We start from the raw sequence: 22,883 nt of genomic DNA on the forward strand, positions 1-22,883 counted from the left end.
GGCCAACCGGCCGCGCCACGATGCGACGTCACGCTCACATCTTCGGCGGCTCGGCGCCGAACCACTTCTTGTAGATCTGCGCGTAGCGGCCGTCGGCCTTGATCTTCACGAGCTCCTCGTTGACCTTCGCGACGAGCGGGCTGCCCTTCGGGAAGCCGATGCCGTACTTGTCGCCGCTGACCGGCTGGCCCGCGACCTTCACCTTGCCCTTGCCTTCGTTGTTGACGAAGAACAGCACGTTCGGCGTGTCGTGCATCGCCGCGTCGACGCGACCGGCCTCGAGCGCCAGATATGCCTGGTCGATGTTCGGGAACTGGCGGATCTCCTTCGGCTTCAGATGCGCCTTGATCCAGTCGATCGTCGCGGTGCCCGTCTTCGCGGCGATCACCTTGCCGTTCAGGTCGTCGATCGACTTGATCGTCGTGTTGCCGGTCTGCACCATCGCGGCGAGACCGCTGTCGTAGTAAGGCGCGGAGAAGTCGATCGCCTTCTTCCGCTCTTCCTTGATCGTCATCCCGGACAGCGCAACGTCGATGTTCTGCGTCTGCAGCGCAGGGATCAGGCCCGCGAAATCCATCGGCTGGATCGTGTACTTCCAGCCCTGGTCCTTCGCGATTTCCGCCCACAGGTCGAGATCGAAGCCGACGTACTTGTCGCCCTGCTTGAACTCGAACGGCATGAACGACGTGTCGGTGCCGACGACGAGCGTCTTGGTGTCCGCGTGCGCGATGCTCGCGCCGAGCATCGCGACGACCACGGCGGTTTTCAGGAAGGAACGGCGACTCATGGCATTTCTCCGCATAGTTGAGCGATGTGCCCGGCCCGGCGGCCGGGTGGAACGACGACAGCAAGCCGCACCGCAACATGCGATGTCGAATTAGACCTTAGTGCAACATGTGTTGTCAACGCCGATACTACGACAACAAAAAAATGCGCAACAGGTAATTGCATCGAGAAAAACCCGGAGAGGCGATGCGCGTCGGGCGGAATCGCGCCGCGGATCGCGAACGGAGGCGGGAATTGCCGGGGACGATCCGGCGAGACAGATGGGGGAGCGAGAACGGAACCGTGTGGGGGCGAGCGAGCGGAACCGTGTGGGAGCGAGCGAAGCCGTGGATGAGCGGGCTCGTCACGCCGCCGGATCGTGGAAGAAACGCGCAAGCGAAAATGCCGCTGTTTCCGGGGTCATTTCTCCCAAGCAAAATGCATGGTCAGGGAGCACACGGCATGACCGCGTCGATCTGCAACGCCCGCTTGCGTGGACGTTGCAGATCCCGGCCTGCCTGCGCGCTAGCGATTCGGCCGCCCTGCGAACCACATTACCTTGACCCCGCCATGCGGCGCGCGAAGCGCGACGGTACGGGGAGCCGCCTGTGCCGGGAACACGGGAAGCTTGAGATCGTCGCGGTCGAAGGCCTGACCGTCGACTTCCACCGTGCCGAAGATCGGCATCGCGAATGCGCTGTGGCCCGCGATGACGGGCACGTCCAGCACGGCCCCGTCATCCAGCGAGATATCGATCATCGTCACCCCGGTCGGCGGGTCCAACGGAGAACGGACCTCGCCGAAACGCCCCGCCGGCACACGCACCTTGACGCCCGGCATTTGCACGACCGGAATCTCCGACGGCTCCAGCATCAGCGGAAACGGCACGATGCCCTGCTTCTCCGGCGCGAGGCCGACGAAGATCTGCAGCGAATGGACGGTCTTGCCGGTGGATTTTGCCGTGACGTATCTGGCGCCGTTGATTGCCGAGTTCGCGCACCTCTACCCCGGCATCACGTTCGATTTCGATCTCACGTCGCGGCGGATCGATCTGGTGAGCGAACCGTTCGACGTCGCGATCCGGATCGGCGAGTCGGAAAACTTGCAATTGATTGCGCGTCCACTGGCTTCGTTCCAGGCGCATCTCTACGCGTCGCCCGGCTACCTCGAGCGCTCAGGCGAACCGCACGAGCCCGCCGATCTGGAGCGGCACGAGTGCTTGAGCATGCTGAAAGGCGGCTCGGGTTCATGGACGCTTCAGAACGGGGAGCAAACGGCTCAAGTCGCGGTCAGTGGACGATTCTCGCTCAACAGTGTCGGCATGGTGCGCCGCCTCGCGACGCTCGATCTGGGCATCATCCTGTTGCCGGAAGAAATCGTTGCCGACGAACTGGCGAATGGCCGGCTTCGCCGCGTCATGCCGGAATGGCAAGGCAAGCCGTTGCCGGTCTATGCGATCACCGAAACCCGCCTGCTGCCCGCGAAGACGCAGCGTTTCATCGAATTCTTGCGCGAGCGCCTCGCGCAGCGCAGATAACAGGCCGCTCGCAGCCCTGTCGATTCAGGTCAAGGCGCCGCGAAGAACAGGCCGACCACGCACGCCATGCCGGCGAACCAGACGAGCGAGCGCAGCGCGGCCCAGTTCAGCAGGTACAGCAGCGTATAGGCGATGCGGATCGCGACGAATGCGATCGCGAGCTGGTCGACGCGATGCGCGTCCGCGCCCGCGTGCCACGCGACGACGAGCGCGGCGGTAAACAGCGCAAGTGCCTCCCACGCGTTCTGGTGCGCGGCGTGCGCCCGTGCGCGCCAGCCGTCGAGCTTCGCGAGATAGTCGCGCGGCGTGTGGTTGTCGTAGCCCTTCCTTGCCTTCGCGAGAATCGTCAGCGGGAACGGCAGCACCGCCACGATGAACAGGCACAGCTGGGACGTCGTCATCAGCATCTCCTCCTTATGATTACATTATTGAATGACAAGATCGCCGAGAGCTTAGCATTGCGCTGCGCTGATCGCGCACCGGTTTTCTAGATGGGGCGCTCGGCGGCGCGGCCATCGCGCCGCCTGCGATGGCCGTCCGCATCGCCACAATTTCCACCAAATTGTGGATAAATACGCGAAATAAAACTGGTCATTCCCCAATACCATAGCGCTCAACACTGGCCCGACAGTCGCGGGCCAGACTTGCTTCCCCATGCGGTGCGCGCTTGCGGCGCCGCGCCTCGAACGACATCCGACACGAGCCAACGCCATGCCCCGTCCCATCGTCGCCCACATCCGCCCCGACGCGCTGCGCCACAACCTCGACTTCATCCGCCAGACCGCTGCGCAGTCGCGCGTGTGGGCCGTCATCAAGGCCAACGCGTACGGCCACGGCATCGAGCGGATCTATCCGGGCCTCGCGGCGGCGGACGGGATCGCGCTGCTCGACCTCGACGAGGCCGTGCGCGTGCGCGAGCTCGGCTGGGACAAGCCCGTGCTGCTGCTCGAAGGGATCTTCGAGCCGGCCGACGTCGAACTCGTCGAGCGCCACCAGCTGACGGTCGCCGTCCACTGCGACGAGCAGCTCGACCTGCTGATCGCCGCGAAGCCGCAGCGGCCGATCGATATCCAGCTGAAGATGAATTCCGGCATGAACCGGCTCGGCTTCCGCCCCGCCGCATTCCGCGCCGCGTGGGAACGCGCCGCGGCCGCGCCGTCGATCGGCAAGATCACGCTGATGACGCACTTCGCGAACGCCGACGACGGCGAGATCGCCTGGCAGCTCGACCAGTTCGACGCGGCGTCGGCGGGGATTCCGGGCGAGCGTTCGGTGTCGAACTCGGCTGCCGTGCTGTGGCATCCGGGCGCGCACCGCGACTGGGTGCGTCCTGGCACGATCCTGTATGGCGCATCGCCGACCGGCGCGTCGCGGCACATCGCCGACACGCCGCTGATGGCCGCGATGACGCTGACCAGCAAGATCATCGGCGTGCAGACGCTTGCGCCGCAGGAGACGGTCGGCTACGGCCGCCGCTTCACGGTCGAGCAGCCGATGCGCATCGGCGTCGTCGCATGCGGCTATGCGGACGGCTATCCGCGCCACGCGCCGACCGGCACGCCGATCGCGGTGGACGGCGTGCTGACGCGCGTCGTCGGCCGCGTGTCGATGGACATGCTGACCGTCGACCTCACGCCGTGCCCGAATGCGGGCATCGGTTCGAGCGTCGAGCTGTGGGGCGATCAGGTGAAGGTCGACGACGTCGCGGAAGCGAGCGGCACGATCGGCTACGAGCTGATGTGCGCACTGGCGCGCCGCGTGCCGGTCGTGATCGTGCCGCCGGGCGCATCGACGACGCAGCCGGCGCTGCGCACGGGCAGCTACGGACGGTAAGTCCCGCTCGTGCCGTCGCGGCGCACGGTCCTGTCCAGGACTGCGCCGCGATGCGCCGTTCACGTAACACGATCCGGCGCCGCGCGTCCGGTCATGCCCGCCGCTTGCGCGGGTGCGCATGCAGCCCCCGGCGCACGTCGTCGGGCTCCATCGTGCGCGCTGGTGCGCGTCACGTCCGCCAGCGCGGCGTCCGCTTCTCCAGGAACGCGTCGATGCCCTCGCCGGCGTCTTCTTCCATCATGTTGCGCGCCATCACGTCGCCCGCGTAGGCGTACGCTTCGTCGAGCGCCATCTCGCGCTGCCGGTAGAACATCTGCTTGCCGTAGCGCACCGCGGCCGGGCTCTTCGCGACGATCTCCGCGACCTTGCGCGCCACCGCCGCGTCGAGCGCGTCCTCCGGCACCGATTCATTGACGAGGCCCCAGGCGGCCGCTGTCGGCGCATCGACGAAACGCCCGGTCACGAGCATGTCGAACGCGCGCTTCGCAGCCACGTTGCGGCTCAGCGCAACGGCCGGCGTCGAGCAGAACAGCCCGACGTTGATGCCCGATACCGCGAAGCGCGCGGTGTCCGCCGCGATCGCGAGATCGCATGCGGCGACGAGCTGGCAGCCAGCCGCTGTCGCGATCCCGTGCACGCGCGCGATCACCGGCACCGGCAGCGCACGCATCGCAAGCATCACGCGGCTGCATTGCGCGAACAGCATGCGGTAGTAATCGAGTTCAGGCTTGCCGCGCATTTCGCGCAGGTCGTGGCCGGCGCAGAATGCCTTGCCTTCGGCCGCAAGGACGACGCAGCGCACATGAGGATCGGACGCGAGCGTCTCGAATGCGGCGTGCAGGCTCGCAAGCATCGCTTCGGACAGCGCGTTGAACTGCTGCGGACGGTTCAGGCGCAGCGTGACGACGCCTTCGTGGTCGTCGCGCAGCAGAATGGGTTCCGATGAAGCGGGATTCGAATTCATGATGGGCCACCAGATTGAGATCGATCGCGGTGCGGTAACGGATCAATATAGTCCAATCGGGGCGCGGATGGAGGCCTGGGCCTGTTCACGCTAATAACGGGCTTGCGCTGGCCGCCAGAACGAATCTTTAAGATCAGGGGAACGTGCCGTGACCGGTGTGTCCGGCCGGGCACCGATGCGAGATCGACGCCGGTCGCGGCTGTCGGCGGGCATCACTTCGCAGGCGTGCGGTCCGACTTCATGCGCGTACGCCGAACGCGCGTCGCCCTCGGGCATCCGGCGTCCGGCAATCTGCAACAATCGGGCCGCGCTGCATCGGCCCGGCAGCGCGCGTCAGCCCGCGAGCTTCTTCAGCGCGTCGAGCACCGCGTCGCCCTTGAACGGCTTCACGATCCAGCCCTTCACGCCGGCGGCCTTGCCGCGTTCCTTCATCGCCGGGCTGCTCTCGGTCGTCAGCATCACGACGTTGACCGCCGTGTTCGCGAGCTCGCCGCGAATCTTCTCGACCATCGTCAGGCCGTCCATGTTCGGCATGTTCACGTCGCTGATCACGAGCCGGATGCCCGGCGTTGCCTTCAGCTTCGCGAGCCCGTCCTTGCCGTCGACTGCCGTCGCGACATCCAGCCCGTTGTTGCGCAGGAAGCCCGCGACTTCGTCGCGCACCGTGCCCGAATCGTCGACCACCAGAATCTTTGCCATGTGATATTCCCCTTTCCTTTCCTCAATGCTTCAACACTTCAAAACAATTCGAGTTCGCCCGAATCGACCATCGACCCGACGTCCTGCTCCGAATCGCGGAAATCCTCCGGCGACCAGCTCAGGCTGAACACGAAACGCTGATCGAGACAGACCGACCGGCCGGACGCCGGGTCGGTCATCCGGTACTTGAAACTGAGCTGCGGACAGTCACCGCCGAACGAGATGAACTTCTGCTTGTGGTTGACGAGCAGCGGCACTTGCACCGGATGGCGCGCGAGCGCTTCCGCATCGCCGAGATAGCGGTTCTTGAACGCGCCCCATACGAGGTTCGTCAGCTCGCCGAGCATGCTGTTCACGTCGCGGAAATCCGGTGCGCGGCCGTTGGCGTGCGTGCTGCCGATCATGTCGAGCAGCGGCTGCTCGCTCGTCTGCAGCAGCATGTAGCCGCGGCACCACGCGCTGTCGAGCGCGATCAGGCTGAACACCTCGCCGAAGATGATCTGGTCGCGGACGATGCACGGCGTGTCGCGGCTGATCGTCATCCCCGGAAACAGGCTGTCGAGCCGCGCTTCGGTGATCTCCGAAATGCCGCGCACGAGCGCGTTCGGATAGTCGAGGCTGAAGATGTATTCGTCGATCACGCGCCGCAGCGGCGTCATGTCGTCTGCGACGTAGGTCGCGCATGCGACGCGCGCGAGCGCATCCGGCAGCCCGTCGCGCGACGCGTGCGTGTCGCGACGCAGGATGATCGGCAGTTCCGGGCGCAGCGCGTCGATCTGCGTCGCGATGATCGCGCTTTCGGCCGACGAGCCGCCGTAATCCTCGGCGAGCAGGATCGCGCCGAGATCGATGTTCGAGCGCAGCACCTTCAGCAGCCGGTTGCGGCGCACGGTCAGGCCGATCAGGTTGTGGTCGTCGCAGAAGCGCTTGATCGCGTCCGCGTGCGCACGGCTTTCGTCAAGCACCAGCACCTTGCTGACGGGTTTGCCTTCGGTCATCGCGCGTGTCCTTGGATTCGGGTTGAAGTTTGCAATCGGTTCCGCGGCGGCGGCCGCTGCGGTCAAAACAGTTCGAGTTCGCCGCCGGCGTCGACCACCGCCGCTTCCGGCACGTGGAAATCGACCGGCGCGTTCGCGCACACGCACAGCGTCGCGCCGATCCGCACCGTGCCGTCGAGCGTCACGTCGAATGCGGCGACGTGGTCGGGCGCGAGCGCCGGCAGGTAGTCGATGCTCGCGCCGCTCAGCAGGTAGGGCGTCGACATCCCGAGGTCCGGAAACGGCGCGGTCAGCGCCTGGTTCATCGCGCCGCAGCACAGGTTCGCCACTTCCATGAACGCTTCCTGCAGCGGCTGCTGCGCGTTGCCCGCGAAATAGCGCCGCGTCGCGTCGTCGTCGCGGAAACGCAGCGCGAGCAGCAGCCGGAAATGCAGCGCCGAGATCGTCAGCACGGCGATCTGTTCGGGCAGCGTCGGTTTCGCACGGCCGCCGCGCGGCTCGTCGCCCGCCGCGGGCACGACGTCGCACGCGCCGCCGCCCGATGCGAGGCGCGTGCGCGCCGCGTCGAAGAAGATGCGCTCGAAGCTCGCCTTCGCCTGCGCGCTGATCACGCCGCCGCTCCTTCGAGCCGCGCATGCAGCTGTTCGGCAAGCGTCTCGACGCTCGCGAGCGCGGCCGTGATCATCTTGCCGCCCGCCTGGATGTCCTGGAACGTCGCCGCGGTCACGAGATCGTTGCGGTTCAGGCTGTCGCGATAGCTGTTCGACAACTGCTGCGAACGCGCCGCGAGGCCGCGCACTTCGCTCGCGACGATCGAGAAGCCGCGCCCGGCCGTGCCGGCACGCGCCGCCTCGATCGACGCGTTCAGCGACACGATCGACACATGCGCGACGATCGCGGACAGCTCCTGGTTCTTTGCGCGCATGTCGTGGTTCTGCGTGGTCAGCGAGATCATCTGCTCGTGCCAGCGCTCGAACGTGCCGGCGAGCCCGCGCAGGCGCGCCGCCTCGTGCGCGATCTTCACCGCATGCTGCGACAGCGCGTCCCGCTCGGCGAACGCCGCCTGCAACGCGTCGCGCTGCGCGCCGGCATCGGCCGCCTGCTGCGCGAGCGTGCCGGCAAGCTGTGCTTCCTTGCTCGCCCATGCGTCGGCCTGTGCCGCGTGCGCAGCGGCGGCCTCGCCGCCCTGCGCTTCAGCCTGCGAAAGCGCGTCGCGCAGCGCGTCCGCTTCGCCGCTCAGCCGCGCGGCGAGCCGCGCGCGCTGCATGCGAAACACGATCGTCGCGGCGATCCATGCGATGACGCCGCCCGCGAGCGCGGCGCCAAGATGCGTAATAGCCTGCTGCACGATCATTCCGTTGCGTCCGCCATTCCGGCACGCGCGTCCGCGCGGTCCGTCGCCGCCTGCCCGAGGCTGTCCACCGCGCAGGCTTCCGGCAGCGACACGATCGTCTGGAACGCGCGATACGCGGCGCCGCGGCGGTCGTCGGTGAAGCGCAGCGCGATGCCGCCGCCTTCGCGCTTCAGGAAATTGCGCACGGCATCCATGCCGACGCCGCGCCCCGATACTTCAGTGACCGCCTGCGCGGTCGAGAAGCCGGGCCGGAAGATCAGCTCGGCCACCGCTTCGTCGGTCAGCGTGCGTTCGGTGTCCGCGTCGATCCAGCCGCGCTCGCGCGCGATTCCGCGAATCCGGTCGAGCGCGAGCCCGCGGCCGTCGTCGCTGAGCGCGATCTGCAGCATCCCGCCGTCGACACCGACCTCGATGTCGATCGTCCCGGCGGCCGCCTTGCCGACTGCACGGCGCGCGTCGGGCGACTCGATCCCGTGATCGATCGAGTTGCGCAGCAGGTGCATGAAGACGTCCTTCAACGTGCCGCCGATCTCGCTGCGCACGCGATACCCGTTGCTGTCGATCCGCACGACGGGCGCGGCCTTGCCGAGTTCCGCCGCAAGTGACGGCAGCGATTCGAGCACGCCCGCGAGCGCGTCGCCGATGCTCTCGGTACCGAGCAGGCTCAGCATGCGGCGCACCGAATCGCGCGCCGCGCGCAAGTCGCCCGCGTTCGCCGGATCGACGCCGTCGAGCACGCGCAGGCTCTCGCTGATGTGCGCGCGCTCGACCATCAGGTAATGGCCCGCGTCCTGCCGCGCCGGTTCGCCGCTGCGGCCGAGCGTGACCGCGTTGATCGTCGCGTAGTGATCGACCGCGTCGCGCACGCGCACGAGATCGTCCATCAGCGCGTCGCGGTTCCAGTCGGGGCCGGCATCCGCGTGTCGCAGCGATTCGTAAGCCTGCTCGGCCTCGTGGACGATGTTCGTCAGGTGCTGCAGGCTGTACGTGCGCGCATTGCCCTTGATCGTGTGCATGTTGCGGAACAGCGCCGCGACGACCGAGTGGTCCGCGCGCTCGTGCTGACGAATCATCCGCTCGTTCTCGCTGAGGAAGCCCTTCGCGCTGTTCACGAACTGGTGGAACTTGTCCTGGCTGATCGACAGGATCTCGCCGATCATCTCGAGCCGGCGCTGCTGCTCGCCGGCCTGCGCGGTCAGCTCGCGCAGCTCGGTCACGTCGCGCACGCACAGCATCAGGCGCACGACGGTATCGGTCTCGTCGGTGATCGCCGACCAGCTCAGGTCGAGCCACTTCTCGCGGCCGTCCGGCATGCGCTTCGCGACTTCGTTGACGAGCAGGTGTTCGTTGAACTCGAAGTTCATGCTGTCCTCGCCGAGGCACGCATGCACGGCCGCATCGATCTGCGAGCGCGTGTCGGAGCCGAGGTTCGAATCGTCGAACACGAGCGCCATCAGGTCGCGACCCGCGATGTCCCGGGTTTCGAAGATCGTCTCGAGGTAAGCCGAGTATTCAGCATGCACGACACCGCCGGCGACGACGGTCAGGATGCCCTGCTGCATGTTCTGCAGCATCGCCTGGATGTCGGCGGTCTTCTGCTTGAGCTGGGCGGAGTTCTCCTGGATCTTCTCGATCATCCCGTTGAACGCGACGATCGAGTGGCCGATCTCGTCCATCCGGCCGACCGGCACGCGGCGCGTGAAATCCTGGCTGGTCGCGATCTCGCTCATCATCGTCTGCATCCGGCTGAGCGGGCGCGTGATCTGCCGGTACAGCACATAGCCGAGCGCGGTCAGCAGCACGATCACGGTGCCGGCCACGCCCGCGATCGCGGTCGCCGTGGTCGACAGCATGCCGTTCAGCGCGCTGATCGCATCGTCCTTCTGGCGGTTCTTCTCGACGCGCAGCGTGTCGACGATGCCCTCGAGCTCGTCGCGATACTGCGCGACGTTCGCGAACAGGTACGCCTGGGCCATCTCGGTCTTGCCGTCGGCCTTCATCTTCACGGTGTCGTCGATCGCCGCGAAGTAGTTCGCGGCGCTGTCCTTCGCCTGCGCGACGAGCCCTTCCTGCGCGTGGCTCGCGGCCGATTTGGCCTGCACGTCGAGCGCTGCGCGCAGCGCGCCCTCCTTCGCCTTCAGCTCGTCGCGCGCCTGCGCGGCGGTATTGCTGTCGGGTGCATAGATCAGCGTCATCGTCGCGATCTGGATGTTCTTCACGTCGGATACGAGATCGGCGGACGCAAGCGCGCTCGGCACGATTCCCTGCGTGACTTGCCGAACCTCGGACGCGCTGTTGCGCGTCTGGATCACGGCATAGATGCCGATCGCCGACAGGGCGAGAAACGTCAGGACGACTAGCAACGTAATGCGATGGCGGATGGTCATGTGTACAACTCCCCGTGGCGATCCGGATTCAATCGCCTTGCGTGCCATTGAAAGAATGTGAGCGCCGAATTATCGGGGATGGTTTATGACGGTCCGATGACCATGAATCAATCGATTATTAACAGAATCGAAATGATTATTTTTAGGCAGGAATTCCTAAAGTTTTCGGCGCCGATGCCGTTAACTATCGACCCGGCATACGAAGGAAGCCGCTGGATGCTGCCGCTTGCGGCGTGACGGGAAATCGGTGCGCATGACTTTTTGCTTATCGCGCACTGGAATCAATTGCAATTGCGCACCACGTAAAACGTTTGCGCATTATCACCTGATTATTCGGATGTGGCTTATGTTTTCAATATGAAAACGTAAATCGGCATAGAAATCAGTTCAACCCATTCGTGAATCGTTCGCCGATGCCGGATGCGCGTCGCGTCGAGCCGGCCGTGTGCGACTGTCCGCGCGTCGATGCGCGCATTGTGCGAAAGGAGATCGTCGGGCCGGTGCCCACCGTGGCCGCGTTCGACGATCTCGATGCGGTCGTCGTACTCGCCGACGACACGCGCTACGGGCCTGCCGTGTCGGCGTGGACCGCGAGCCTGACGACCGCGCACGAAGCCGCGCGCCCTATTCACGGCGCCGCGGCGTGCCAGTCTTCAACCTGCAGTCCGGCGACCCGCGCAAGCTCGCGTGCGTTGTGTGTGATGAGCACCAGCTCGCGCGCTCGCGCCTGCCCTGCAATCAGTACGTCGTAGGGGCCGATCGGCGTGCCGAGCGACGCGAGCTGAGCACGGATCTCGCTGGCGTGCTGCGCGTCCTCGGCGTCAAACTCGACCACCTCGAACTGCAGTGCTTCGATGCGCGCCAGATTCGCAGCCATCCGCTGGCTCTTGTATGCACCGTAATACAGTTCGTGCGCGACAATCGACGGCATGCCGAAATCGGACGGCTGGTGTGCACGCAGACGTGCCAGCACAGCCGGATCACCCTTGAGTGTTGCGATTACCGCGTTGGCGTCCAGCAGGTATTTCATTCGAACACGTCCAGTCCGGGTCGATCCTGCTCAACCGGCTGCGTAGTTGCCGCTGCCTCGAAATCGGCATCGACGGGACCGATTAGCGGAGTCAACCATGCCCAGTCCTGAGGCACCGGCTCCAGGATCACCGCGGCGCCATGCCGGCGAATCCGGACCTCGGAAGTCTCAAAGCGGAAGTCCTTTGGAAGTCGCACGGCCTGCGACCCGCCGTGCTTGAAGATCTTGGCGATATCCATCCCCACCTCCAATTTGTATCTACAATTTGTATCTATTCTATCAAAGAACGGTTGCGGCCGGTGTCGCTTTCGGCTACCGAGCCAGCGGTGTGCTCATGGGGCCGTCTTACGGAAATCAATTCCAGACAGGAAATAATCAATCGCAATCGCGCGATTTATGACATCAGAACAACGTCATAAACTGTGGCATCCTCCCCGCCCCTGATGGATCCCCGCAATGACCGACGTTCTGCCCCTGACCGACGACCCCGTATCCGGACTCGCCTACCGCCTGCACCCGGCGAGCGCCAGACCGGCCGCCCGCCTGCTGCTGCTGCACGGCGTCGGCGGCAACGAAACCAACCTGCTGGCGGTCGCGGACGCACTCGATCCCCGCATCGAGATCGCGTTCGTGCGCGGCCCGCTCACGTTCGGGCCCGGACAACACGCATGGTTTCCTGTGCGCTTCGGCCCGAACGGCCCGGAGATCGACGCGGCCCATGCGGAAGCAAGCCGCGTGAAGCTGCTGGCGCTGGTGCGTGCGCTGCGCGAGCGGGACGGCGCATCACCGCTGCCGACCGTGATCGCCGGCTTCAGCCAGGGCGGCATCATGAGCGCGAGCGTCAGCCTCACGTCGCCGGCGGACGTCGCCGGATTCGCGGTGCTGTGCGGCCGCATCCTGCCGGAGATCGATCCGCAGATCGCCCCGCGGGACGCGCTGCGCACGTTGCATGCGCTGATCGTGCACGGCCGGCTCGACGACAAGCTGCCGGTCTCATGGGCCGAAGCCGCCGACGCGAAACTCACCGCGCTCGGCGTCGCGCACGACACGCGGCTGTATCCGGCCGGACACGAACTGAGCACCGACATGATCGGCGATTTCAGCCGCTGGCTCGGCGACCGCGTGGGGTTGAATCAGGCCACGTGATGCATGCGGCCCCGATCCGGAACAGCCTGCCGCCGAGCCCCACCGTCACGCGTTGTTCGCCTGATCTGCCAGCGACCGGCCCGTCACCGCGGGCGCGCGCGCCTCACCCCGCTTCGCGAGATACCAGCCGACCGTCAGCGCGAGCGCGACAACGGGAATCATCGCGATGGTCCACGTGCCGCCCGGGTAATCGAACGCCATCAGCACCAGCACGCCGAGTAGAAACGCGAGCGTGAGCCACGACGTGAACGGTGCGCCGGGCATCCGGAACGGCACGTCGTTCAGTTCGCCGCGCTTCACCTTGCGGCGGAACAGGATCTGGCACATCACGATGAAGCCCCACGTCGCGATGATGCCGAGCGACGCCATGTTCAGCACGATCTCGAACGCCTGCGCCGGAACGATGTAGTTCAGCGGCACGCCGATCGCGTTGATCGCGACCGTGATCAGGATGCCGCCGTACGGTACGCCGCGCGCGTTCATCCGCGACACGAACCGCGGCGCGGACCCGCCCATTGCCATCGAACGCAGCACGCGTCCCGTCGAATAGAGCCCGGAGTTCAGGCTCGACAGCGCCGCGGTGAGCACCACGACGTTCATCACCGTACCGACGTACGGCACGCCGAGCTTGCCGAAGAACGTCACGAACGGGCTTTCGTGCGCGCTGTACGCGGTCCACGGCAGCAGCGTGATCAGCAGCAACACCGAGCCCACATAGAACAACGCAATGCGCCACATCACGCTGTTGATCGCCTTCGGCAGCACCTTGCGCGCGTCGGCGGTCTCGCCCGCTGCCACCCCGACGAGTTCGATGCTCGCGTACGCAAACACCACGCCCTGGACGATCAGCACGGCCGGGAGAATGCCGTGCGGAAAGATCCCGCCGCTCTCCGCGATCAGATGGAGCCCCGGCGCCTGCCCGCCGACCGGATGGCCGCTCGCCAGGAACACCGTACCGACGAGCAGGAACACGCTCAGCGCGCCCACCTTGACGAGCGAGAACCAGAACTCCATTTCGCCGAACACCTTCACGCCGATCATGTTCATCGTCGACACGATCGCGAGCGCACCGAGCGCGAACACCCACTGCGGCACGTCCGAGAACACGGCCCAGTACTTCATGTAGATCGCGACTGCGGTGATGTCGACGATGCCGGTGGTCGCCCAGTTCAGGTAGTACATCCAGCCGGCGACGAACGACGCGCGTTCGCCCATGAACTCGCGTGCATACGACACGAAGCTGCCGCTGGTCGGGCGATGCATCACGAGTTCGCCGAGCGCGCGCATGATCAGGAATGCGAATATGCCGCAGACGAGATAAACGATCGCGAGCGCGGGCCCCGCGTGCTGCAGGCGGCCGCCGGCGCCGAGAAACAGGCCGGTCCCGATCGCGCCGCCCATCGCGATCATCTGGACGTGTCTCGGCTTCAAGTGCTTCGCATAGCCGGTTTCGTGAGACGCGAACAGCGCGTCCGGGTCGGCGTGGCGGGTGTCCGCGCCGCTGGCTGCATCAGCCGGGCGCTCGCTGGCGTGCTTCATGGTGTGTCTCCAATCGGATTTGTGATCTGTCGCGCTTCCGTGGAAGCGCTGATGGGGTCGGCCGCACGCGGCGGCGCGTGCTGCAAACGCCGGCGCGCGGCAACGTTCAGTAGACGCGCGGCTGGATCAGCGCTTCGGGCCGCAGCGCCTCGTCCAGTTGCGCCTCGGTCATCAGGTTGCGGCCCAGCACGACTTCGCGGACGGTCTTGCCGCTCGCGTGCGCCTCGGCGGCCACCGAGGTCGCGCTCTTGTAGCCGATGTACGGATTGAGCGCGGTCGCGAGCGCGACCGAGCGCTCCATCGTGTCGCGCAGCCGGTCGGGGTTCGCGGTGATGCCGCTCACGCACTTGTCGGCGAGGGTCACGCATGCAGCGGTCAGGTGGTTGAAGCTGCGGAACAGCGCGCTCGCGATCACGGGCTCGAACGCGTTGAGCTGGAGCTGGCCGGCTTCCGCCGCGAACGTGACCGTCAGGTCGTTGCCGAACACTTCGAACGCAACCTGGTTGACCACCTCCGGAATGACCGGATTCACCTTGCCGGGCATGATCGACGAACCGGCCTGCATCGGCGGAAGATTGATCTCGCCGAAGCCGGCGCGCGGGCCGCTCGACAGCAGCCGCAGGTCGTTGCAGGTCTTCGACAGCTTGACCGCGATCCGCTTGAGCACGCCGGAGATCTGCACGAACGCGCCGCAGTCCTGCGTCGCCTCGATCAGGTTCGGCGCGGTGCTGAGCTCGATGCCGGTGATGCGGCGCAGCGCGACGAGCGCCTTCTCCGCGTATTCCGGATGCGCGGTGATCCCGGTGCCGATTGCTGTCGCGCCGAGATTGATCTCGCGAATCAGCGCACTCGCCTCCTGCAGGCGCGCGATGTCCTCCGTCAGCATCACCGCATACGTGGAGAACTCCTGGCCGAGCGTCATCGGCACGGCGTCCTGCAGTTGCGTCCGGCCGAGCTTCAGCAGGCCGGCGAATTCCTCGGCCTTGTCGTCGAACGCTTCGCGCAGGCAGAACATCGCCTCGAGTAGATGCTCGATCGCGAAACACGTCGCGATCCGGATCGCGGTCGGATAGACGTCATTCGTGCTCTGCGCGAGATTGACGTGCTCGTTCGGGTGCAGAAATTCATACTCGCCGCGCGCATGCCCCATGATTTCCAGCGCGCGATTGCAGATCACCTCATTCGCGTTCATGTTGGTCGACGTGCCCGCGCCGCCCTGGATGATGTCGACGATGAACTGGTCGTGCAGATGCCCTTCGCGGATCTCGACGCAAGCCTTGGCGATCGCGTCCCGGTAAGCGCTCGGCAGCAGGCCAAGTTCGCAGTTCGCTTCGGCGGCAGCCTCCTTCACGGCTGCCAGCGCAATGATCAGGTAAGGGAACGACGCGATGCTGCGCCCGGTGATGTCGAAATTCTCTTTCGCGCGCAGCGTATGAACGCCGTAATAGGCATCCGCCGGAACATTTCGTTTACCTAAAAGATCGGTCTCGACGCGGAAGTCGTTGCCAGCCATCGTGTCTCTCCAGAATTGTCTCGTGTCGCCGGCCTCGCCCGTACCCGGGCGAGCCGTCGCGCGGCGCAGCGGATTCGGCACCTCGCGTACCAGCCGCCTGCGCGACGCGTTCGCATTCTATGCCTTTGCATAAAAATCCTTGTTTCTGTATTATCGAAAGCGGTTTTGCGTCCCACGCAACAGCGACGCCATAGCGAGAGAACGATGAGGAAAGGAGCGAGAGAGACGGGCATCGATCACCTGGGCGCGATGCGCGCGTTCGTGAGAGTCGTCGAAACGGGCAGTTTTTCGGCGGTTGCGAAGGAAATGCACGTGTCGACGTCCACCGTCGCGCGCAAGGTATCGGCGATCGAAGAGGTGCTCGGCGTGCCGCTGCTGTACCGATCCACGCACAGCGTGACGCTGACCGAAGCGGGCAGCATCTATCACGAACGGGCCGTCACGCTGATCGCGGATCTCGACGACACGCTGCGCGTCGTCGCCGAGCTGAATGCGCAGCCGAGCGGCCCGCTGAAGCTCACCGCGCCGGTCGGCTTCGGCCGGCGCTATCTCGCGCCGCTCGTCGCGCCGTTTCTTGCACGCTATCCGACGATCCAGCTCGACGTCAGGCTGACCGACAACCACAACGACCTGGTGGCCGGCGGTTTCGACCTCGACATCCACGAGGGCGAGAACTATCTCGACAACCTGATCGTCCAGCGGCTGTCGCGCAACGACAGCATCCTGTGCGCGGCGCCGGCCTATCTCGATCGCTGCGGACGGCCAGTCACGCCGGACGACCTGGAGAACCACAATTGCCTGCGCTACGTTCACCCGGAGGGCGACCCGCGCTGGGAGCTCGTTCATGAAGACGCGCGGCACAGCATCCTGCCGGCCGGCAACCTCGTCACGGATCACTCGGAACTGCTGCTCGAAGCCACCCGCGCGGGGCTCGGCATCGCGGAGTTCGAGATCTGGCTGGTGCGGGACCTGCTGGCGAGCGGCCAGCTCGAGCCCGTGCTGCCCCGCTTTCGGCTGCAGAACAAGCTGACCGGCGACTTCATCTACATGGCGTATCTGGCAAACCGGCGCAGCTCGGCGAAATTGCGGGTATTGAGGGAGTTTCTCGCGGAACACCTCGCGCACATCGGCGAGCTGTCGGACGCGGAAATGCAGAAGATCCGCGGCGGCCGGCGGTAGCAGGCTGTTGAAAAGCGCCTCGCTTTGACGATCGGGGCACTGCTTGACACGGTTTCGTATGCGATTGGCCGCTGAGTGGCAGACGGATCGTGCCGGATGCCCGGCAGGAGGCGAGCAGGCCGGGCGGCGCGTCGAACGGGCGTGGCGGTCGCGAGCCCGACCGCCACCGCCGCGCTTCCGCAGCGAGGGCGATCAACCCTGCTGCAGTTCGAACGGGAACGTCACGTGACCGATCTCGACGTTCTGCGTATTGCGCATCGGGGGCCGATGGAAGACGTCCAGTTGCCGGCGCTGCTCCGCCGTCCCGATCTGCAGCCGCTCGAGCAGTTCGCAGACGATCATGTACATCACGTCGATGTTGCCGTCGTCGACCTTCACCGAAATGCCGAGCGCGCCGTTGGCGCCGAGGCGCCGGGTCTGCTCCGACGCGCGCACGCCGAGCCCGTAGCACGCATCCGCGCCGAGCTTGCCGACGACCTGCCCTTCGAACGCGCGCATCAGCACCGTGCAATACCGGCCGTCGCCGGCGACCATCTCGGGGTGGCGCGTCATCGCATGATGAATGCGCGCGAGCGCGCTGACGCGCTCGCCTGGCGAGCCCTTGCCAGCCTCCACGGCGTCCACTGCGTCCGCACCGTCGGCGAGGGTCGCATACAGGCGGGCCAGACGATCGAGCGGAAATGCGGGCGTCGGCAGGTTGCAGCCGTCGATCGCCCATTCGACTTCATCTTCACGCAGGCCGCACGCTTCGGCGACGACGCGCTTCACCCGCGCCTGCATCGGATGCGCGGGCAGATGGTAGTCGCCGATCGCGGCGCCGATCGCCTGCGCGCCGGCCAGCATGCCGACGTGTTTCCCCGAGCAATTGCTGCACACGCCGGTCGGGCTGTAGTCGCGCTTGATCCATGACCGGTATACCGCGTCGGACAGCGGCGCATGCCCGCCGCATCGAAGATCGGATTCCTGCGCATGCACCTTCGAAAGCATCGCCCGCGTCCGCTCGATATGCCGGTCCTCGCTGCTGTGCGACGCGCACATCAGCGCAACGTCCGCCTCGTCGAAGCCGAACCGGTCGGGGCCGCCCGTCTCGAGCACGGACAACGCCTGCGCGGGCTTCGCCGCCGATCGCGCGAGCGTCATCCGGTAAGGGTCGCCGAAGCGGTACAGCAGCCTGCTGTCGGCATCCACCACCGCAACGTGTGCGACGTGCGTGTTCTCGATCGCGTTGCCACGGTAAGTGACTGCCGCTGCGCCGTTCTTGTCCATCGTGTCTCCATGCTCAGGCCGCGCCATCAGGGGCCTTGTCCAATCGGTACGGAAGTGTATCGAGTCGCCGCCGCGCCGGGCGAAACCCTCGATGGAAAGCGGTCTTGCGCCCGATGCAAAGGCAGTCGTGCTGCCGGTACGCGCACTGCTCTCGAATGCCCTCATGTGTTCGAACGCAGCCGATCCGCCACGAACGCGCCCGTTCTGCCGCCTGGCCGCCCCCGCCCGCTTATGCCCAACCTGACCGGTTTAGTACAAAAACCATTCAAGTGTTTACATATTTCGTACCAATCCCTACAATTGCGATCGTAAACGCGAATCATACGCATTTAGATTGACGTGTTCGATGACCCCGGGCGCCGTCCGCCGCCATCGCCAGCACACTCCCGAACACCGACCTTCCGCTGCTTTCCCTATGCCTGCCCAGTTCAAGACGCGGCCGCGTGCCATCGTGTCCGCGCTGTATTGCTCCGTTTTCCTGACGCCGTTCCTCGCCGCTGCCCAATCCACGTCCGCGGCAGCCGCCGCCCCCGGCACCCCGGCTCCCGCCGCGCAACCGGCCGCCGCCGACAGCACGTCCGCGACGCTACCGACAATCGCGGTCCAGTCGTCCGCGGTGTCCGACATGCAGGCGAAACGCTCGCCGTCGTACAAGTTCACCGCCCCGCTGCTCGATACGCCGCGCGCGGTCACCGTGATTCCCGAACAGCTGATCAAGGAAAAGAACGTGACGACGTTCGCCGACGCGCTGCGCTCGGTGCCCGGCATCACGTTCCTCGGCGGCGATGCGGCCGCGAACCCGTCGGCCGACCGTCCGGTGATCCGCGGCTTCGAATCGCGCAACTCGATCTTCGTCGACGGGATGCGCGACTCGGGCGTGCAGAACCGCGAGACCTTCGCGGTCGAGCAGATCAGCGTGGTGAAGGGCCCGGACTCGGTGTACGCGGGCCGCGGCTCGGTCGGCGGCAGCATCGACATCGTCACGAAGACGCCGCAGAACGACGACTTCATCAACGGCAGCATCGGCTTCGGCACCGACGGCTACAAGCGCGCGACGATCGACGCGAACCGCAAGCTCAACGACACGACCGCGGTGCGCCTGAACGTGATGGGCCACGACGCGAACCAGGCCGGCCGCAGCGACGTGTACAGCAAGCGCTGGGGCGTCGCGCCGTCGGTCGTGTTCGGGCTAAACACGCCGACCACGGTGACGGTCAGCTACTACCACCTGAACAGCTACGACATGCCGGATTTCAGCGTGCCGTTCCGCGCGTCGGGCGGAACGCCGGTGCCGACCGATCGCGGCCAGTTCTTCGGGCTGAACACGCGCGATTACCGCTACACGCAAACCGATTCGGCCGAAGTGCGCGTCGAGCACCGCTTCAACGACGACCTGAAGCTGAAGAACACGACGATGTTCGGACGCTCGACGCTCGACTACGTCGCGACGAACCCGCAGATTCTCGCGTCGAACCCGAATATGCTGGGCCTGCAGGCGAAGAGCGGCAAGTACGCGCTCAACAGCATCGCGAACCAGACCGAAGTGACCGGACGCGCGAGCCTGTTCGGCATGCAGCACACGATGACGGCCGGCGTCGAGTTCAGCCACGAGCAGAGCCGCTACGAGGGCTATCTGGTGTCCGATTCGGCGGGCAACAACATCCGCACCGGCGGCCCGTGCTCGGTCGCGGGCAACTGCACGCCGCTCGCGGGCGGCTGGAACGCGAACATGCCGTGGACCGGCAGCATCGTGCTGAACGGCGACAAGGGCTTCCCGGGGCCGACGACGAACACGCGCACCGACACGGTGTCCGCCTACATGTTCGACACGATGAAGCTGTCCGAGCGCTGGCTGTTCAACGCGGGGCTGCGCTTCGACCGCTACGACATCACCGCGAAGCAAGCCGGCGTCGCCGACCTGTCGAACACGTCGAACCTGTTCAGCTACCAGTTCGGCCTCGTGTTCAAGCCGGTGCACAACGTCAGCCTGTACGCGTCGTACGGCACGTCGTCGAACCCGCCGGGCTCGAATGCAGGCCTCGGCGGCGGCACCGACCAGATCACCGCGACCAACCAGGACCTGACGCCCGAGCGCTCGCGCAACATCGAGATCGGCGCGAAATGGGACGTGCTCGACGAGCGGCTGTCGCTGACGTCGGCGCTGTTCCAGACCGAGAAGACCAATGCGCGCGTGAGCGACGGGCTCGGCCACACGGTCAATGCCGGCACGCAGCGCGTGCGCGGCGTCGAACTCGGCTTCGCGGGCAACGTGACGAACAAGTGGCGCGTGTTCGGCGGCTACTCGTACCTGAACGCGATCACGACCGACGCCGGCCCCGGCAACCCCGGCGGATCGGGCCTGCCGATGGTGATGGTGCCGAAGCACAACTTCACGCTGTGGACGAGCTACGACGTGATGCCGAAGCTGACCGTCGGCGCGGGCGCAACCGTCGCGAGCAAGACCTATGCGTCGGTGTCGCCGACCGTCAAGAAGTGGACGCCCGGCTACGCGCGCTTCGACGCGGCCGCGACGTGGCGCGTGAACAAGACGATGGACCTGCAGCTGAACGTGCAGAACCTGTTCGACAAGAAGTATTACTCGAGCGCGTACCCGATCTACGCGACGTGGGCACCGGGCCGCTCGGCGATGGTGACGCTGAACTTCTATCAGTAACGAGCGGGGCGTCACGCCTCCAGCGCGAGCGTCGCGAACGTCGCGAGCCAGTGCTCGCCCATGTAGTCGCCGGCAACGTGCGCGAGCGCGCTGTCCCGATGCCGGTCGGCCGCGTCGAGCAGCCGTGCGCGGCGCGCGTCGCCTTCCGGCAGCGCGCCTGCGAGCGCGCGCTGGCACCACGCGCGGCTGAGGTTCAGGCCGTCGAGGTGTGCGATCTTGCCGTCGCTGCGGTCGCTGACCGTTGCCGGCACGAACAGCGTCGCGGGCTCGCCGCGCGCGAGATCGGGCAGGAAACGCGCGAACCAGCCGTCGAACTCGGCCGGCGCGAGCACGCGCCGCATCAGCTCCGCTTCCATCAGTGCGGGCGACAGGAACTCGTCGCCCGACGGCTCCCACGCCTGGCACGCAACGTCGTTCAGGTGCCAGCGCTTCGCGGTGTCGGCAATCAGCGCCGCGAGCCCGTCGCGTTGCGTGTCACGCGCGAAATCGAAGGCCAGCGCGAGTGCGAACGCGGTGTTGAAATGCGTGCCGACACGCAGCGGATAGGTCGCCTTCGGCAGGAACACCTCGAAGCGCGCGACGAACATGTCGGTGAGCGGCGCGAACGTCTTCGCCCAGCGCGCGGCCTGCGGCAGCGTACCCTTCAGCGCGACACGCTCGAGCTGCGCGGCGAGCGCGAGCAGCCACGCCCAGCCGTACGGCCGCTCGAAGCCGCTGTTGTGCGGCAGCGCGAGATACGCGCGCTCGCCCGCGACGTTCGCGTCGGTCAGGTGCGCGTCGACAACGGCGACGATCCGCTCTGCCTCCGGCAGCGCCGGGAAGCGTTCGAGCAGACGGAGCACGAGCCAGTAGCCATGCACGCATGAATGCCAGTCGTAGCTGCCGTAGAAGATCGGATGCAGCGCGCGCGGCGCCTGCACGTCCTGCGGGCCGGCGAGCGCGTGCGTGAGCTTGTTCGGGTACTCGCGCGTCAGGTGCGCAAGCGCGAGCGACGCGAATTTCGACGCGATGTCGGGTGTGAGTCGTGCAGTCATGAGCGTCTCGTCCCTTCGCCAGCAGCGGAGTCAGCAGCGGAAAACATACATATAGAGCGGCAGCGTGTCGACCACGAACAGCAGCGCGGTCTGAACATGATAATTTATCGACAAAAAGTCGATAAGCTGAGCTTCAGGGCGCCTTGAAATTTCATCGGATGAATGCCCGCATGCGGTGCGGCGGACCGTGCGGAGCCCCGCCGCAGCAACTACACTGAAAAGCATCCGCAACATTCGGGAGAGCCGCCATGATTGACGTATTCGAGACCATCGGCAGCCGCGCGTTCTCCGCTCATCTGGCGAAGGACGGCATGGTGACGCTGATGGAACAGCGCCATGAAGTCGACCGCGTGACGCTCGCCACCGCGTATGCCGCGCTCGTCGAGGACGTCGCGCAGGAAGACGATCTGCGCGACGCGACGATCGAGGGGATGATGCGCGCGCTGATCCAGGGGTACGCGCGCAGCCATTGAGTCCGCGCTGCACGCGGCGACGCGTGCAGCCATCTGCCGCTTCAACCACGTCCATGGGGCGCACCGCGCCCTGTCCCACCGAAGCCCTCTGTCGAGCCCGGTTCCGCAACATCGACGCGCGATATCGATCGATGCGGAAAACAGCGCTCATTGCCCCGCTTTTACCGGCGGCGCGCGGCGCGAAAATCGCCATTCCGGCCACCGCCCGGCACGCAGATAATTTTCAATTCGTTTTCAAATGATTCCGCGCCGCCACGCGAATCCGCGTGCATTCGCGACGTCGTGCCGCTTCTCGTGCCGCTGCTCGTGCCGCTTCTCGTTCCCATTCCCGCCTGCGTGCCAAACATGCCTGATCGCAAGCATCCTGCATTTCAATTCAATTACACCAATTGTCAGAACAATGACCTATCTTGAATGGGATGCAAAAGCATGGCGCAATGCGCAAAAAATTCGATTGCGATCAGACGCGCCGCATGACAGCATGCGGGTCGT

22 protein-coding genes and 1 pseudogene are annotated in these 22,883 nt (G+C 65.9%); 8 read left to right on the forward strand and 15 right to left on the reverse strand.

From position 1 onward, the window contains the following. Positions 1-34 precede the first annotated feature (34 nt). Positions 35-787: a glutamine ABC transporter substrate-binding protein GlnH gene (glnH, locus tag ACV22Z_RS13240; protein ID WP_448076739.1), complete on the reverse strand. Its 753-nt coding sequence runs from the start codon at positions 785-787 to the stop codon at positions 35-37. A 648-nt stretch (positions 788-1,435) separates the two neighbouring features. On the opposite strand from glnH, the gene ACV22Z_RS13245 reads away from it, so the two are divergent. Next, complete coding sequence (locus ACV22Z_RS13245) at positions 1,436-2,302, forward strand: substrate binding domain-containing protein (protein WP_448076740.1); 867 nt, start codon at positions 1,436-1,438, stop codon at positions 2,300-2,302. Positions 2,303-2,331: 29 nt separating this feature from the next. Here ACV22Z_RS13245 and ACV22Z_RS13250 read toward each other — a convergent pair whose 3' ends face one another. After that, positions 2,332-2,703: an MAPEG family protein gene (locus ACV22Z_RS13250; RefSeq protein ID WP_448076741.1), complete on the reverse strand. Its 372-nt coding sequence runs from the start codon at positions 2,701-2,703 to the stop codon at positions 2,332-2,334. A 310-nt stretch (positions 2,704-3,013) separates the two neighbouring features. On the opposite strand from ACV22Z_RS13250, the gene alr reads away from it, so the two are divergent. After that, positions 3,014-4,135, forward strand: a complete 1,122-nt coding sequence (gene alr / locus ACV22Z_RS13255; RefSeq protein ID WP_448076742.1) for an alanine racemase — start codon at positions 3,014-3,016, stop codon at positions 4,133-4,135. 169 nt (positions 4,136-4,304) lie between these two features. Here the strand turns inward: alr and ACV22Z_RS13260 are convergent, their stop codons facing one another. The 6 genes from ACV22Z_RS13260 to ACV22Z_RS13285 all read right to left on the reverse strand — a co-directional run bounded on the left by ACV22Z_RS13260 (position 4,305) and on the right by ACV22Z_RS13285 (position 10,537). Next, the gene (locus tag ACV22Z_RS13260) at positions 4,305-5,099 is read right to left on the reverse strand and encodes an enoyl-CoA hydratase (RefSeq protein WP_448076743.1); all 795 of its coding nucleotides are present in this window, start codon (positions 5,097-5,099) and stop codon (positions 4,305-4,307) included. A gap of 333 nt (positions 5,100-5,432) precedes the next feature. Further along, the gene (locus ACV22Z_RS13265; protein WP_124598409.1) at positions 5,433-5,798 is read right to left on the reverse strand and encodes a response regulator; all 366 of its coding nucleotides are present in this window, start codon (positions 5,796-5,798) and stop codon (positions 5,433-5,435) included. Between the two features lie 38 nt (positions 5,799-5,836). Continuing rightward, positions 5,837-6,796, reverse strand: a complete 960-nt coding sequence (locus tag ACV22Z_RS13270; protein ID WP_448076744.1) for a chemotaxis protein CheX — start codon at positions 6,794-6,796, stop codon at positions 5,837-5,839. 62 nt (positions 6,797-6,858) lie between these two features. After that, positions 6,859-7,407: a hypothetical protein gene (locus ACV22Z_RS13275; RefSeq protein WP_448076745.1), complete on the reverse strand. Its 549-nt coding sequence runs from the start codon at positions 7,405-7,407 to the stop codon at positions 6,859-6,861. Next, on the reverse strand, positions 7,404-8,150 hold the full coding sequence (locus ACV22Z_RS13280) for a methyl-accepting chemotaxis protein (RefSeq protein ID WP_448076746.1): 747 nt from the start codon (positions 8,148-8,150) through the stop codon (positions 7,404-7,406). Before ACV22Z_RS13280 ends, ACV22Z_RS13275 begins: the two co-directional genes overlap by 4 nt. Then, positions 8,147-10,537: an ATP-binding protein gene (locus ACV22Z_RS13285; protein WP_448076747.1), complete on the reverse strand. Its 2,391-nt coding sequence runs from the start codon at positions 10,535-10,537 to the stop codon at positions 8,147-8,149. The genes ACV22Z_RS13280 and ACV22Z_RS13285 overlap by 4 nt, the downstream gene beginning before the upstream one ends. Positions 10,538-10,594: 57 nt before the next feature. Between ACV22Z_RS13285 and ACV22Z_RS13290 the strand changes: the two genes are divergently transcribed. Next, positions 10,595-10,774 carry a hypothetical protein gene (locus tag ACV22Z_RS13290; RefSeq protein WP_448076748.1) on the forward strand — a complete coding sequence of 60 codons (180 nt, stop codon included), beginning with the start codon at positions 10,595-10,597 and terminating at the stop codon, positions 10,772-10,774. A 176-nt stretch (positions 10,775-10,950) separates the two neighbouring features. Continuing rightward, a pseudogene (locus tag ACV22Z_RS13295) lies at positions 10,951-11,109 on the forward strand (aldehyde dehydrogenase family protein); the annotation flags it as partial. A gap of 56 nt (positions 11,110-11,165) precedes the next feature. Here the strand turns inward: ACV22Z_RS13295 and ACV22Z_RS13300 are convergent. Then, positions 11,166-11,567: a PIN domain-containing protein gene (locus ACV22Z_RS13300; RefSeq protein ID WP_448076749.1), complete on the reverse strand. Its 402-nt coding sequence runs from the start codon at positions 11,565-11,567 to the stop codon at positions 11,166-11,168. Next, positions 11,564-11,806 (reverse strand): antitoxin, encoded by a 243-nt coding sequence (locus tag ACV22Z_RS13305; RefSeq protein ID WP_448076750.1) that lies wholly within the window; start codon positions 11,804-11,806, stop codon positions 11,564-11,566. The genes ACV22Z_RS13300 and ACV22Z_RS13305 overlap by 4 nt, the downstream gene beginning before the upstream one ends. A gap of 217 nt (positions 11,807-12,023) precedes the next feature. Here ACV22Z_RS13305 and ACV22Z_RS13310 point away from each other — a divergent pair, with 217 nt between their 5' ends. Beyond that, complete coding sequence (locus ACV22Z_RS13310) at positions 12,024-12,713, forward strand: alpha/beta hydrolase (RefSeq protein WP_448076751.1); 690 nt, start codon at positions 12,024-12,026, stop codon at positions 12,711-12,713. A 45-nt stretch (positions 12,714-12,758) separates the two neighbouring features. On the opposite strand, the gene ACV22Z_RS13315 is transcribed toward ACV22Z_RS13310, so the two are convergent. Both ACV22Z_RS13315 and aspA read right to left on the reverse strand, forming a co-directional pair. Next, a complete protein-coding gene (locus tag ACV22Z_RS13315; protein ID WP_448076752.1) occupies positions 12,759-14,252 on the reverse strand; it encodes an amino acid permease in 1,494 nt (497 codons plus the stop codon). 106 nt (positions 14,253-14,358) lie between these two features. Continuing rightward, positions 14,359-15,765, reverse strand: coding sequence for an aspartate ammonia-lyase (gene aspA, locus ACV22Z_RS13320; RefSeq protein WP_448076753.1), 1,407 nt, complete (start codon positions 15,763-15,765; stop codon positions 14,359-14,361). 204 nt (positions 15,766-15,969) lie between these two features. Here aspA and ACV22Z_RS13325 point away from each other — a divergent pair, with 204 nt between their 5' ends. Further along, positions 15,970-16,944: a LysR substrate-binding domain-containing protein gene (locus ACV22Z_RS13325; protein ID WP_448076754.1), complete on the forward strand. Its 975-nt coding sequence runs from the start codon at positions 15,970-15,972 to the stop codon at positions 16,942-16,944. 192 nt (positions 16,945-17,136) lie between these two features. Here the strand turns inward: ACV22Z_RS13325 and ACV22Z_RS13330 are convergent, their stop codons facing one another. Then, a complete protein-coding gene (locus tag ACV22Z_RS13330) occupies positions 17,137-18,210 on the reverse strand; it encodes an asparaginase (RefSeq protein WP_448076755.1) in 1,074 nt (357 codons plus the stop codon). 415 nt (positions 18,211-18,625) lie between these two features. On the opposite strand from ACV22Z_RS13330, the gene ACV22Z_RS13335 reads away from it, so the two are divergent. Beyond that, positions 18,626-20,884, forward strand: a complete 2,259-nt coding sequence (locus ACV22Z_RS13335) for a TonB-dependent receptor (RefSeq protein WP_448076756.1) — start codon at positions 18,626-18,628, stop codon at positions 20,882-20,884. Between the two features lie 11 nt (positions 20,885-20,895). Here ACV22Z_RS13335 and ACV22Z_RS13340 read toward each other — a convergent pair whose 3' ends face one another. Together ACV22Z_RS13340 and ACV22Z_RS13345 are read right to left on the reverse strand one after the other, a co-directional pair. Further along, positions 20,896-21,918, reverse strand: a complete 1,023-nt coding sequence (locus ACV22Z_RS13340) for a DUF2891 domain-containing protein (protein WP_448076757.1) — start codon at positions 21,916-21,918, stop codon at positions 20,896-20,898. A 30-nt stretch (positions 21,919-21,948) separates the two neighbouring features. Further along, positions 21,949-22,152 carry a hypothetical protein gene (locus ACV22Z_RS13345; RefSeq protein WP_448076758.1) on the reverse strand — a complete coding sequence of 68 codons (204 nt, stop codon included), beginning with the start codon at positions 22,150-22,152 and terminating at the stop codon, positions 21,949-21,951. Positions 22,153-22,166: 14 nt separating this feature from the next. Here ACV22Z_RS13345 and ACV22Z_RS13350 point away from each other — a divergent pair, with 14 nt between their 5' ends. Beyond that, the gene (locus tag ACV22Z_RS13350; RefSeq protein ID WP_448076759.1) at positions 22,167-22,391 is read left to right on the forward strand and encodes a hypothetical protein; all 225 of its coding nucleotides are present in this window, start codon (positions 22,167-22,169) and stop codon (positions 22,389-22,391) included. Positions 22,392-22,883 lie beyond the last annotated feature (492 nt).

The organism is Burkholderia sp. PU8-34, assembly GCF_053427725.1.